Source organism: Streptomyces toyocaensis (assembly GCF_000725125.1).
GTDB classification, from domain to species: Bacteria; Actinomycetota; Actinomycetes; order Streptomycetales; family Streptomycetaceae; genus Streptomyces; species Streptomyces toyocaensis.
Genome location: NZ_JFCB01000018.1, coordinates 104,131 through 116,833, shown reverse-complemented (window position 1 = coordinate 116,833; position 12,703 = coordinate 104,131). Strand labels below are relative to the sequence as shown.

At 68.0% G+C, this 12,703-nt stretch carries 12 protein-coding genes; 6 read left to right on the top strand and 6 right to left on the bottom strand.

The genetic code is table 11. The features are described 5' to 3' along the window. Nucleotides 1–73 precede the first annotated feature (73 nt). From BU52_RS20140 to BU52_RS20130, 3 genes are all read right to left on the bottom strand, one after another. The gene (locus BU52_RS20140) at nt 74–1,336 is read right to left on the bottom strand and encodes an MFS transporter (RefSeq protein ID WP_037936302.1); all 1,263 of its coding nucleotides are present in this window, start codon (nt 1,334–1,336) and stop codon (nt 74–76) included. A 78-nt stretch (nt 1,337–1,414) separates the two neighbouring features. Further along, nucleotides 1,415–2,497 (bottom strand): inositol-3-phosphate synthase, encoded by a 1,083-nt coding sequence (locus BU52_RS20135; protein ID WP_037936301.1) that lies wholly within the window; start codon nt 2,495–2,497, stop codon nt 1,415–1,417. A 43-nt stretch (nt 2,498–2,540) separates the two neighbouring features. Then, nucleotides 2,541–3,224 (bottom strand): PadR family transcriptional regulator, encoded by a 684-nt coding sequence (locus BU52_RS20130; protein WP_037936300.1) that lies wholly within the window; start codon nt 3,222–3,224, stop codon nt 2,541–2,543. A gap of 396 nt (nt 3,225–3,620) precedes the next feature. Here BU52_RS20130 and BU52_RS20125 point away from each other — a divergent pair, with 396 nt between their 5' ends. Both BU52_RS20125 and BU52_RS20120 read left to right on the top strand, forming a co-directional pair. Continuing rightward, nucleotides 3,621–6,236: a transglycosylase domain-containing protein gene (locus BU52_RS20125; protein ID WP_200881219.1), complete on the top strand. Its 2,616-nt coding sequence runs from the start codon at nt 3,621–3,623 to the stop codon at nt 6,234–6,236. Nucleotides 6,237–6,335: 99 nt separating this feature from the next. Next, nucleotides 6,336–7,844, top strand: coding sequence for a glycosyltransferase family 87 protein (locus BU52_RS20120; protein WP_037936296.1), 1,509 nt, complete (start codon nt 6,336–6,338; stop codon nt 7,842–7,844). Between the two features lie 75 nt (nt 7,845–7,919). Here BU52_RS20120 and BU52_RS20115 read toward each other — a convergent pair whose 3' ends face one another. The 3 genes from BU52_RS20115 to BU52_RS20105 all read right to left on the bottom strand — a co-directional run bounded on the left by BU52_RS20115 (nt 7,920) and on the right by BU52_RS20105 (nt 10,656). Next, nucleotides 7,920–8,951 (bottom strand): alanine racemase, encoded by a 1,032-nt coding sequence (locus tag BU52_RS20115; RefSeq protein ID WP_037936294.1) that lies wholly within the window; start codon nt 8,949–8,951, stop codon nt 7,920–7,922. Nucleotides 8,952–9,052: 101 nt separating this feature from the next. Beyond that, nucleotides 9,053–10,174, bottom strand: a complete 1,122-nt coding sequence (gene femX, locus BU52_RS20110) for a peptidoglycan bridge formation glycyltransferase FemX (protein ID WP_037936292.1) — start codon at nt 10,172–10,174, stop codon at nt 9,053–9,055. Between the two features lie 170 nt (nt 10,175–10,344). After that, complete coding sequence (locus BU52_RS20105; RefSeq protein ID WP_037936289.1) at nt 10,345–10,656, bottom strand: hypothetical protein; 312 nt, start codon at nt 10,654–10,656, stop codon at nt 10,345–10,347. 317 nt (nt 10,657–10,973) lie between these two features. Between BU52_RS20105 and rpsF the strand changes: the two genes are divergently transcribed. From rpsF to rplI, 4 genes are all read left to right on the top strand, one after another. After that, a complete protein-coding gene (gene rpsF / locus BU52_RS20100) occupies nt 10,974–11,264 on the top strand; it encodes a 30S ribosomal protein S6 (RefSeq protein WP_004985983.1) in 291 nt (96 codons plus the stop codon). A gap of 77 nt (nt 11,265–11,341) precedes the next feature. Continuing rightward, a complete protein-coding gene (locus tag BU52_RS20095; protein ID WP_037936286.1) occupies nt 11,342–11,929 on the top strand; it encodes a single-stranded DNA-binding protein in 588 nt (195 codons plus the stop codon). Nucleotides 11,930–11,971: 42 nt separating this feature from the next. Continuing rightward, nucleotides 11,972–12,208: a 30S ribosomal protein S18 gene (rpsR, locus tag BU52_RS20090; RefSeq protein ID WP_003949403.1), complete on the top strand. Its 237-nt coding sequence runs from the start codon at nt 11,972–11,974 to the stop codon at nt 12,206–12,208. A gap of 18 nt (nt 12,209–12,226) precedes the next feature. Next, the gene (gene rplI, locus BU52_RS20085) at nt 12,227–12,673 is read left to right on the top strand and encodes a 50S ribosomal protein L9 (protein ID WP_037936284.1); all 447 of its coding nucleotides are present in this window, start codon (nt 12,227–12,229) and stop codon (nt 12,671–12,673) included. The last annotated feature ends 30 nt before the right edge of the window (nt 12,674–12,703 follow it).

Below are 12,703 nucleotides of genomic sequence, written 5' to 3'. Positions count from 1 at the left end.
AGACGCACGTAAGCTACCGGCCCGCACTGACAACTCTGTAGCCCTGGAAAGCTCTGTGGCGTTGATGTGACACTTACTGACGGGCAAAGCGGGCCATAGCCATAGCTACTGCTCCGTAGATAACGGCGATTGTTACCACCAGCGGGACGGATCGGCCGTCGGGTGGAAGCATCAGGGCGGCCACCGCGGCGGCGCCGACGAAGGCCACGTTGAACAGGACGTCGTACAGGGAGAAGATCCGGCCGCGGAAGCCGTCCTCGACGGTGGACTGCACGATGGTGTCGGTGGCGATCTTGGCACCCTGGGTGGTCAGCCCCAGGACGAACGCCCCGGCCAGGAGCGGGCCGGCGGCGAACGGCAGGCCGAGCGCGGGCACCAGCACCGCGGCTGACGCGGCGCACACCACGATCCAGCGACCGGGACCGAGCCGCCCGGCGGCCCAGGGGGTCATGACGGCCGCGGCGAAGAAGCCGGCGCCCGAGGCCCCCAACGCCAGTCCCAGCAGGGCCAGTCCCTCGTCCGTGGTCGAGGTCAACGCGTACCGGCACAGCATCAGCAGAAGGACGAGCACGGCGCCGTAGCAGAACCGCATCAGCGACATCGCCGTCAGCGCCCAGGCCGCCCCTCTGCGCGGTGGTTCGGCGAGATGACGCACCCCCGCCCTCAGATCGCGCACGGTGCCGGTGAGCGCCGTGGACAGCCGGGGACGTACCAGCGCCCGGTCGGGGCCCAGCAGTTCCTTCGCCATGCGCAGTGATGCCATGGCCGCGCACAGGTACAGCGCGGCGCCCACGAGCACCACCGCCGCATCGGAATCGGCGACGAGCAGGCGGACGACGAAGGCCAGGCCGCCCCCTGCTGTCGCGGCGAGTGTGCCGGCGGTCGGTGACAGGGAGTTGGCGATGACCAGCCGCTCGCTGTCGACCACGCGCGGCAGCGCGGCGGACAGTCCCGCGAGGACGAAGCGGTTCACTCCGGTGACGCACAGAGCGGAGACGAACAGGAGCCAGTCGGGCACCTGGCCGAGGATGAGGAGGGCGGTCACGGATGCCATCAGAGCGCGCAGCAGGTTGCCGTACAGGAACACCTGGCGGCGGCGCCAGCGGTCCAGCAGGACCCCGGCGAAGGGCCCCACCAGGGAGTACGGGAGGAGCAGCACCGCCATCGCGGAGGCGATCGCTGCGGCCGACGTCTGCCTTTCCGGCGAGAAGACCACGTAAGAGGCGAGCGCGACCTGGAAGACGCCGTCGGCGCCCTGGGAGAGCACCCGGACGGCGAGCAGGCGTCTGAAGCCCTGAAAGCGCAGCAGAACGCGCAGGTCACGGACGACGGCCATGGGGCACAGCCTCACATACGAAGAAGGTCCCCGGGCCATACGACCCGGAGACCCTCAACTGCCCGCATCGGGGAGGTCCTAGCGCTCGACCTCGCCCTTGATGAACTTCTCGACGTTCTCGCGGGCCTGGTCGTCGAAGTACTGCACCGGCGGGGACTTCATGAAGTACGAGGACGCCGAGAGGATGGGACCGCCGATGCCCCGGTCCTTGGCGATCTTCGCGGCGCGCAGGGCGTCGATGATGACGCCGGCGGAGTTCGGGGAGTCCCAGACCTCGAGCTTGTACTCCAGGTTCAGCGGGACGTCACCGAAGGCGCGGCCCTCCAGGCGGACGTAGGCCCACTTGCGGTCGTCCAGCCAGGCGACGTAGTCGGACGGGCCGATGTGGACGTTCTTCTCGCCGAGCTCCCGGTCGGGGATCTGCGAGGTGACGGCCTGCGTCTTGGAGATCTTCTTGGACTCGAGGCGGTCGCGCTCGAGCATGTTCTTGAAGTCCATGTTGCCGCCGACGTTCAGCTGCATCGTGCGGTCCAGGATGACGCCCCGGTCCTCGAACAGCTTCGCCATGACGCGGTGCGTGATGGTGGCGCCGACCTGGGACTTGATGTCGTCACCGACGATCGGGACACCCGCCTCGGTGAACTTGTCCGCCCACTCCTTGGTGCCGGCGATGAAGACGGGGAGGGCGTTGACGAAGGCGACCTTGGCGTCGATGGCGCACTGGGCGTAGAACTTCGCCGCGTCCTCGGAGCCGACGGGCAGGTAGCAGACGAGGACGTCGACCTGCTTGTCCTTGAGGACCTGGACGACGTCGACCGGCTCCTCGGCGGACTCCTCGATCGTCTCGCGGTAGTACTTGCCGAGGCCGTCGAGGGTGTGGCCGCGCTGGACCGTCACACCGGTGCTGGGGACGTCGCAGATCTTGATGGTGTTGTTCTCGGAGGCGCCGATGGCGTCCGCGAGGTCGAGACCGACCTTCTTGGCGTCCACATCGAAGGCGGCGACGAACTCGACGTCCCCGACGTGGTAGTCGCCGAACTGGACGTGCATCAGGCCCGGCACCTTGGCTGCCGCGTCGGCGTCCTTGTAGTACTCGACTCCCTGCACCAGCGACGCCGCGCAGTTGCCCACGCCGACGATGGCTACGCGAACCGAACCCATTCCGGTTGCTCCCTGTGTGTACGAGTGAGGCCCTGAGCGGGTCTCACGTGGCGGTGTCGTCGGGCGAATCCGGCCGGGGTTCGTCCCCCGGCCGGGGCAGGCCGCCCGGCGCTCCAGATGTGGTGTCCTGCTGAGCGGACCCTCCGGTGGCGGACCCTTTCAGGTCCCGCCCGGCCCGCTCGCTCTCGATGAGCTCGTTCAGCCAGCGCACTTCGCGCTCCACGGACTCCATCCCGTGGCGCTGGAGCTCGAGCGTGTAGTCGTCGAGGCGCTCCCGGGTCCGGGCCAGGGAAGCACGCATCTTCTCGAGGCGCTCCTCCAGCCGGCTGCGGCGGCCCTCGAGCACGCGCATACGGACGTCGCGCGACGTCTGCCCGAAGAAGGCGAACCGCGCGGCGAAGGTCTCGTCCTCGTAGGCGTCCGGTCCCGTCTGGGAGAGCAGCTGCTCGAAGTGCTCCTTACCCTCCGCCGTCAACCGGTAGACGATCTTGGCGCGGCGCCCCGCGAGCGGAGCGGCGAGGGCGTCCTCGGTGGTGTTCCCCGGCTCCTCGATCAACCAGCCGTTTGCGACCAGCGTCTTGAGGCAGGGGTAGAGCGTCCCGTAGCTGAACGCACGGAACACACCCAGTGACGTATTGAGTCGCTTACGCAGCTCGTAGCCGTGCATCGGGGATTCGCGGAGCAGGCCGAGTACGGCGAACTCGAGGATCCCGGAACGCCGGCTCATCGTCGCCTCCCCTCTGCCGCGGTCGTGCCGTGACGGTCTCGTGGACGGCTCGGCGCCGCCTTTATGTCGGGCTGATGTATCGACTCGATACATCACGACGATAGAACGGCCTTCCGGAAGCGACAAGGGGGAGAAGAGTGAACGGGATCACATCACCGTTTCGTTGCGAGCAAGTTGCCTGATTTGAGGTGAACTTCTGTGCTCGGCGGGTTTTGGTGGTGCGTAGTCTGTGCGCCATGCACACCACCGGGAACCGAGTGACGCCCGGGGGCGTCTCTGTCCCCGGTGCGGTACGGGTGAATGCGGAAAGCGCCGCATCCGTACTTCGGGGGGACCGGAAACCAGCCGCCGTTTCCAGGCGCGCAAGGGTGCGCCTGCCCGAGGAGTAGTCGTTCGATGAGCGAGCACCGTCGCAAACCGCCGCAGCCGCAGGGAGGCGGACGTGCCGCGGCCCGACGCGGCCAGTCCGGCTCGTCCTCCGGCCGCCGCGCGGCACCGCGAGGCGCCACCGGATCTCCGTCCGATTCCTATGGGTCGGGTTTCCGCGGCTCGGGGGGTGAGGAGCATACGTACGGCAGCCGCGCCGAGGCGCGGCGCGCGGCGCAGCGGGGCGGGGCCCGGCGTACCGGTCCCGCCTCGCCCGGCCGGGGCAGAGGGCGTGCGGCCCCACCCGGCAGGAAGCGGGCGATCGACTATCCGCGCCACGACAAGGACGGCTGGCGCCGCTGGACGCCGTCCTGGAAGCTCGTGTCCGGCCTGTTCCTCGCCTTCCTGGGCAGCCTGGTGGCCGTGGCGGGGATCGGGTACGCGATGGTGAGCGTGCCCAGTGAGGAGAACGCCGCGGCGTTGTCCGAGAACAACGTCTACTACTGGGCGGACGGAAGCCAGATGGTCGCCACCGGCAGCGGCCAGAACCGGCAGAACGTCACGATCGACCGCATCCCCGAAGCCATGCGGTGGGCGGTGATCTCGGCCGAGAACAAGAGCTTCTACGACGACTCCGGCATCGACCCGATGGGCATCGCCCGGGCGCTCGGCAACATGGCACGGGGTGAGGACACGCAGGGTGGCTCCACGATCACCCAGCAGTTCGTGAAGAACACCTACCTGAGCCAGGAGCAGACGATCTCCCGGAAGTTCAAGGAGATGTTCATCTCGATCAAGGTGGGCACGAAGCTCACCAAGGACGAGATCCTCCAGGGCTACCTGAACACCTCGTACTACGGCCGCGGTGCCTACGGCATCCAGGCCGCCGCCCAGACGTACTACGGGAAGGACGCGGTCGACCTCAAGCCCAGTGAGTGCGCCTTCCTCGCCGCCCTGCTCAAGGGCCCGACGTACTACGACCCCGCGGGCAACCCGAACCTCGACGCCTCGGCCACTCCCGAGGTCAACCGCGAGCGTTCCGAGAACCGCTGGGGCTGGATCCTCGAACAGATGCACGCCGACGGGCACCTCACGGACGCCGAGTACCAGCAGGCGACCAAGAAGTACCCCATGCCGCAGGGCCGCAAGGCGACCAAGGGCATGACCGGGCAGATCAGCTACCTCGTCGACACCGCGAAGCGGTACGTGCTGAAGAACGCCGACGTCACGGAGGCGCAGTTCGACCAGGGCGGCTACCAGATCTACACGACCTTCGAGAAGGACAAGGTCGACGCGCTGGCCAAGGCCGTCAAGAAGGTCGAGAAGAAGAACATCGACCCGAAGCGCGAGCTGGACAAGCACGTCCAGTTCGGTGCGGCGACCGTGAAGCCCAATGACGGTGCGATCGTGGCGCTCTACGGTGGCGCCGGTTTCGAGAACGGCCACTTCAACAACAACGCGGACACGTCCGGTGTCCCGGTCGGTTCGACGTGGAAGCCGTTCGTGATGGCCGCCGCGATGCAGCACGGCACGTACAAGACCGACGGCGTCGGCATCTCACCGCTCAGCAAGTACAACGGCAACGACAAGCTGAAGATCAGGAACAACGACGGATCCTTCGTCCTCAAGAAGGACAACACGCCCTTCCTCCAGAAGAACGAGAGCGACCGTCCGTGGGGTTACATCACCCTGCGCAAGGCGATGGAGCAGTCCGTCAACACCCCGTTCGTGCAGCTCGGCATGGATGTGGGGATGAAGAACGTGGCGGATCTCGCCGAGAGGTCCGGCATTCTCAAGGAGAGCTTCGCGGGGCTCAACGCCTCGTTCGCGCTCGGTACCTCGACCCCCAGCGCCATCCGCATGGCCGACGCCTACGCGACGTTCGCGGCGTCCGGCAAGCAGGCCGACCCGTACTCGGTGACCTCCGTCAAGCACAAGGGTGCGGAGTTGCCCGGCTTCGAGAAGCCGCGCATCAAGCAGGCCATGCCCGAGAACGTGGCGAACAACGTCACGGACATGCTGGAGAACGTGATCGAGAACGGCACCGCCCGGCACGCGCTGGAGCTGGGGCGTACGGCGGCCGGCAAGACGGGTACCACCGACGAGAACAAGTCGGCCTGGTTCGTCGGCTACACCAAACAGCTGTCGACCTCGGTCACGATGTTCCGTGAGGATCCGAAGAGCCACAAACTGCTCTCCATGAACGGCACGGCGGGCAAGGACTCGATCCACGGTGGTGACATCCCCACGGAGGTGTGGACCGAGTTCATGAAGGCCGCGCTCAAGGGTGAGTCCGATCCCGGATTCCCCGAGGCGGAGGAGATCGGTGAGATCGCCGACGGGTTCGGGGCACCGTCCCCGACTCCGACGGTGACGGAGACCGAGGAGCCCACGCCTTCTGCGCCGCCGACGCCCACGGAGACCGAGACCACGCCGCCGCCGCCCACGGAGACCGAAACGTGCGCACCGTTCGACTTCCGGTGCAAGGACGGAGAGGAGACGGGGGGTACCGGTCCCGGCGGCACGGACACCGGTGGTACGGACGGAGGCGTGAGCACGTCACCGACGCCCACCGAAAGCGGTGACACCGGGACCAGCAAGGGCAACGGCAACGGGGGCGGTCTCTTCGGAGGCCCGGCCGGTTAGTCGTCGTATCGTCCGGCTTGGGTGTTTCACGTGAAACACGGGCCGCCGTACCCACCGGGTACGGCGGCCCTCGGCGTATCCCTGGCCTCGTACGGCAGGATGTGCGGCATGCCCAGTGGAGAATCGACGCAAGCGAGCGTCCACGCGCCGGAGACGGTGCGGCCGACCGGGGAGGACCGGGTCGCCGCGGCCGGCAGCGAGCTGATCGGCGGTCCGCTCGGACGGCGTGCCCTGCCCGGCCGGTACTGGTGGACCCCGGTGCGGGTGATCGCGCTCGTGGCCATCGGCATGTTCGCCCTCGGGCTGGTGCAGAAGGCGCCCTGCTACAACGGCGCATGGTTCTTCGGCGCCGGCTCCCAGTACACGCACGCCTGCTACTCGGACATCCCGCACCTGTACCAGGGGCGCGGCTTCGCCGACGGGCTGGTGCCGTACTTCGACAAGCTCCCCGGGGACATGCAGTACCTGGAGTACCCCGTGCTGACCGGTGTGTTCATGGAGGTCGCCGCCTGGCTCACCCCTGGCAGCGGCAGCATCCAGGTGCAGGAGCAGTGGTACTGGATGGTCAACGCCGGAATGCTGATGGCGTGCGCGGCCGTCATCGCGGTCTGCGTGACCCGCACGCACGCACGGCGGCCCTGGGACGGTCTGCTGGTCGCGCTGGCGCCGGCCTTCGCGCTGACCGCGACGATCAACTGGGATCTGCTGGCGGTCGCTCTGACGGCAGCCGCGATGCTGATGTGGTCGCGGGGGCGTTCCCTGGCCTTCGGTGTCCTTCTGGGCCTGGCCACGGCCGCCAAGCTCTATCCCGTGCTGCTGCTCGGGCCGCTGCTGGTGCTGTGCTGGCGCGCGGGCCGCTGGAGGCAGTACGGCGCGGCCCTCGCGGGCGCGGCCGTCGCCTGGCTCGTCGTGAACGGTCCGGTGATGCTGTTCGCCTTCGACGGCTGGTCGAAGTTCTACACCTTCAGCCAGGAACGAGGGGTCGACTTCGGGTCCTTCTGGCTGATCATGGCCCAGAACTCGGACGACCCGCTGAGCACCGACACGGTCAACACGCTCGCCACGCTGCTGATGCTGCTGTGCTGCGCGGGTGTCGCGGCACTCGCGCTCGCGGCTCCCCGTCGGCCCCGGTTCGCCCAGCTGGCCTTCCTGGTCGTTGCGGCGTTCATCCTCACCAACAAGGTCTATTCGCCGCAGTACGTCCTGTGGCTGGTGCCGCTGGCGGCTCTCGCGCGGCCCAAATGGCGGGACTTCCTCGTCTGGCAGACGTGCGAGGTGGCGTACTTCCTGGGCATCTGGATGTACCTCGCGTACACGACCAGCGGGGACGCCCACAAGGGCCTGCCGACGGACGGCTACCACTGGGTCATCGGCATGCATCTGCTGGGGACGCTCTACCTGTGTGCCATGGTCGTGCGCGACATCCTGATGCCGGACCGGGACCCGGTACGCCGGTCCGGTGACGACGATCCCTCGGGTGGCGTCCTCGACGGGGCGGACGACGTCTTCGTGCTCGGTCCCGCGGCCCGTCCCGCGCGGCACGCGGCCCACTTCGAAGGGCCCCAGGTCGAATGGGGCCGGGCGGGTGCCACCGGCGGTTCGCTCTGAGCGAACGGCGTAAGGGCGGCCCTCTCGGGCACGGGAAAGGCCGGGCACGGACACCCGTGCCCGGCCCTCTCGATGTCAGCGGTCGACGAGCCGGTCGAACTGCGTGGTGGTGTGCCGGAGATGGGCGACCAGCTCCTCGCCGACCTTCGGCTCCGGTGCGTCGGCCGGCACGAAAAGGATCGACACCTGCATGTGCGGCGGCTCGGCGAACCAGCGCTGCTTGCCGCCCCAGACGAACGGCGAGAGGTTCCGGTTTACCGTGGCCAGACCGGCGCGTGCGACGCCCTTGGCGCGCGGCATGACCCCGTGCAGGGCCTTGGGGGCCTCCAGGCCCACTCCGTGCGAGGTGCCGCCCGCCACAACCACCAGGTAGCCGTCGGATGCGGCCTTCTGCTGCCGGTAGCCGAACCGGTCCCCCTTGGCGACGCGCGTGACGTCGAGGACCGCGCCGCGGTACTCGGTCGCCTCGTGATCGCCCAGCCACAGCCGGGTGCCGATCCGGGCCCGGAAGCGGGTCTGCGGGAACTGCTGCTGCAGCCGGGCGAGTTCGTCGGCCTTGAGGTGGCTCACGAACATCGTGTGCAGCGGGAGGCGGGCCGCCCGCAGGCGGTCCATCCAGCCGATGACCTCCTCGACGGCGTCCGAGCCGTCGGTGCGGTCGAGCGGCAGATGGATGGCGAAGCCCTCCAGCCGGACGTTCTCTGTCGCGGAGTGCAACTGGGGCAGATCCTGCTCGCTGATCCCGTGTCGCTTCATCGAGGACATCACCTCGATGACCACGCGGGCACCGACCAGGCCGTACACGCCGTCGACCGACGACACCGAGCGGATGACCCGGTCGGGCAGCGGTACCGGCTCCTCGCCCCGCCGGTACGGTGTCAGCACGAGCAGGTCACCGCCGAACCAGTCCTTGATCCGGGCGGCCTCGTACGTCGTGCCGACGGCCAGGACGTCGGAGCCCAGCCGGGTGGCCTCCTCGGCGAGACGCTCGTGGCCGAAGCCGTAGCCGTTGCCCTTGCAGACCGGGACCAGACCCGGGAACTGCTCCTGCACGTGCTTGTGATGCGCCCGCCAGCGCGCGGTGTCGACGTAGAGCGTGAGCGCCATGGCCGGACCTGGAACCTTTCTCGTGGCTGCGGTGTATCAAAGGTATGGGAGCCAACGAAGCCCTCGGGGCTACGAAGACGAAGACCGTGACGAAGTGCGGGTCAGCGGCGCGACATGTAGATGTCGAGCGCCTTGTGGAGCAGCTTGTTCAGCGGGAAGTCCCACTCGCCGAGGTACTCGGCGGCCTGGCCGCCGGTGCCCACCTTGAACTGGATCAGACCGAAGAGGTGGTCGGTCTCGTCCAGCGAGTCGGAGATGCCGCGCAGGTCGTAGACGGTGGCACCGAGCGCGTAGGCGTCGCGCAGCATCCGCCACTGCATCGCGTTCGAGGGCCGGACCTCGCGGCCGATGTTGTCGGAGGCGCCGTAGGAGTACCAGACGTGCCCGCCGACGATCAGCATCGTCGCCGCGGACAGGTTCACGCCGTTGTGCCGGGCGAAGTACAGCCGCATGCGGTTGGGGTCCTCGGTGTTGAGGGCCGTCCACATGCGCTGGAAGTACGACAGCGGGCGCGGCCGGAAGTGGTCGCGCACAGCCGTGATCTCGTAGAGCCGCTGCCACTCGGTCAGGTCGTCGTAACCACCCTGGACGACCTCGACCCCGGCCTTCTCCGCCTTCTTGATGTTGCGGCGCCACAGCTGGTTGAAGTTCTTGTGGACCTCTTCCAGCGAGCGGTTCGCCAGCGGCACCTGGTAGACATAGCGGGGCTGGACGTCACCGAAGCCGGCGCCACCGTCCTCGCCCTGCTGCCAGCCCATGCGGCGCAGCTTGTCGGCGACCTCGAAGGCGCGGGGCTCGATGAAGTCGGCCTCCAAGTCGCGCAGACGCTTCACGTCCTGGTCCTGGATGCCCTTCTTGATGGTCGAGGCCTCCCAGCGCCGGATGATCACCGGCGGACCCATCTTCACGGAGAAGGCCCCCTGCTGCTTCAGGTGCGCGAGCATGGGCTCGATCCATTCCTGAAGGTTCGGGGCGAACCAGTTGATGACCGGGCCCTCGGGCAGATAGGCGAGGTACCGCTTGATCTTGGGCAGCTGCCGGTAGAGGACCAGACCCGCACCGACCAGCTCACCGGTCCGGTCGTCGAACCAGCCGAGGTTCTCCGAGCGCCATTCCGCCTTGACATCAGCCCAGGCCGGGACCTGCATGTGGCTCGCCGACGGCAGGCTCTGGATGTAGGCCAGATGCTGCTCTCGACTGATGGTCCTCAGGGTCAGGCTCATTCGGGGCGCTCCTCGGGCTGGTGTGTCCCCATGGGGTCAGGGGCTCCGGCTCTCGCGCGAAGCCTACTGCGCCTTGAGTGCGCCCCGGTTGGGCACAGGGGGCCTTCGCCCCGGCCTGCCGTCGGCCGGGGCGCTGGACGATGTTCGGAACGGGTGGTGCCTGAGGTCGGTCAGCCGATCCCGCCGAAGAGGCCACCGTGCGCCATGCCCAGGAAGAAGCCGACCGCCGAGGCACCGAGGCCCAGGATGAGACCGAAGCGCTCGCGGGTCGTCACCGAGATCCACTGGCCGTACGCGCCGGTGAGGATTCCCACCAGGCCGGTCCAGGAGCTGAGCAGGTGCAGATGGTGGAACATCGCCGTGATGAAGGACGTGACGCCCAGCACCAGGGTCACCGCGAGCAGGGTGTCCTGGAGGGGGTGGGGCTTGCCGTCCGTGGCGAAAAGGCCTCCGGCGGTGTTGGGTCGCAATGCCTGTGCCATGGGGCACCTCCTGCGAAAAGCGGCGGATCGTAGCGCCGTACACACCCGATGTGTACAGATTGGGGGGTCTCACGGCCTGATTTCAACCGGGAGCCGCTGTGCGGGTACTCTGTAGCGTCTGCACCGGTGTCTGTCCGGACAGAGCCAGGCAGGAGCAGGGCAGGGCCGCGGCCCGTCCCGGCCGGTCTGGGAAACCGCCGCCCGACCTCGATTGTCAGTGGCGGCTGTTTTACTGACAGGCATCGTTGCGCAACGCATCACGACCCTCCTGCCACGGAACGACCGTGGCCGCTGAGTCCAAAGGAGGTGGGTTCCACATGCGTCACTACGAGGTGATGGTCATCCTCGACCCCGATCTCGAGGAGCGCGCTGTCTCCCCGCTGATCGAGAACTTCCTCTCTGTCGTCCGTGACGGCGGCGGAAAGGTCGAGAAGGTCGACACCTGGGGCCGTCGTCGTCTCTCGTACGAGATCAAGAAGAAGCCCGAGGGCATCTACTCGGTCATCGACCTGCAGGCCGAGCCTGCGGTCGTCAAGGAGCTCGACCGCCAGATGAACCTGAACGAGTCGGTCCTCCGGACCAAGGTCCTCCGCCCCGAGACCCACTGAGCTCTTCCGCTCAGCTGATCTCGGGATTCGAGTAGCAGCACCAGCAGCCAGCAGCAAACCCGCCGAGAGGTTCCCCCATGGCAGGCGAGACCGTCATCACGGTCGTCGGCAATCTTGTCGATGACCCCGAGCTGCGCTTCACCCCGTCCGGTGCGGCCGTCGCGAAGTTCCGTGTCGCGTCGACCCCCCGCACCTTCGACCGCCAGACGAACGAGTGGAAGGACGGCGAGAGCCTGTTCCTGACCTGCTCGGTCTGGCGCCAGGCGGCGGAGAACGTCGCCGAGTCGCTCCAGCGAGGCATGCGCGTCATCGTGCAGGGCCGGCTGAAGCAGCGGTCCTACGAGGACCGTGAGGGCGTCAAGCGCACGGTCTACGAACTGGACGTCGAGGAAGTCGGCGCCAGCCTGCGCAACGCCACGGCCAAGGTCACCAAGACCACCGGCCGCGGTGGTCAGGGTGGCTACGGCGGCGGTGGCGGCGGCGGCCAGGGCGGCGGCGGCTGGGGCGGCGGTCCCGGCGGCGGCCAGCAGGGCGGCGGCGCTCCCGCCGACGACCCGTGGGCGACCGGCGCTCCCGCTGGTGGCCAGCAGGGCGGCGGCGGTGGCTGGGGCGGTGGCTCCGGCGGCAGCAGCGGCGGCGGCTACTCGGACGAGCCCCCCTTCTAGGCGGGCCGTACCCACACTTCTTGATCACACAGGAGAAACACCATGGCGAAGCCGCCTGTGCGCAAGCCTAAGAAGAAGGTCTGCGCATTCTGCAAGGACAAGGTCACGTACGTGGACTACAAGGACACGAACATGCTGCGGAAGTTCATTTCCGACCGCGGCAAGATCCGTGCCCGCCGCGTGACCGGCAACTGCACGCAGCACCAGCGTGACGTCGCCACGGCCGTCAAGAACAGCCGTGAGATGGCGCTGCTGCCCTACACCTCCACCGCGCGATAAGGGAAGGGTGACCGACTCATGAAGATCATCCTCACCCACGAGGTCTCCGGTCTCGGTGCCGCGGGCGACGTCGTCGACGTCAAGGACGGTTACGCTCGCAACTACCTGGTTCCGCGGAAGCTCGCGATCCGCTGGACCAAGGGTGGCGAGAAGGACGTCGAGCAGATCCGTCGTGCTCGCAAGATCCACGAGATCCAGACCATCGAGCAGGCCAACCAGGTGAAGGCTCAGCTCGAGGGCGTCAAGGTCCGCCTGGCCGTCCGCTCCGGCGACGCCGGTCGTCTCTTCGGTTCCGTCACCCCGGCCGACATCGCTTCCGCGATCAAGGCCGCCGGTGGTCCCGAGGTCGACAAGCGCCGTATCGAGCTGGGTACGCCGATCAAGACGCTGGGCGCCCACGAGACGTCCGTGCGTCTGCACCCCGAGGTTGCCGCCAAGGTCAACATCGAGGTCGTCGCCGGCTGAATGCCGACTCGCTGAAGCAGTGAGCATGGG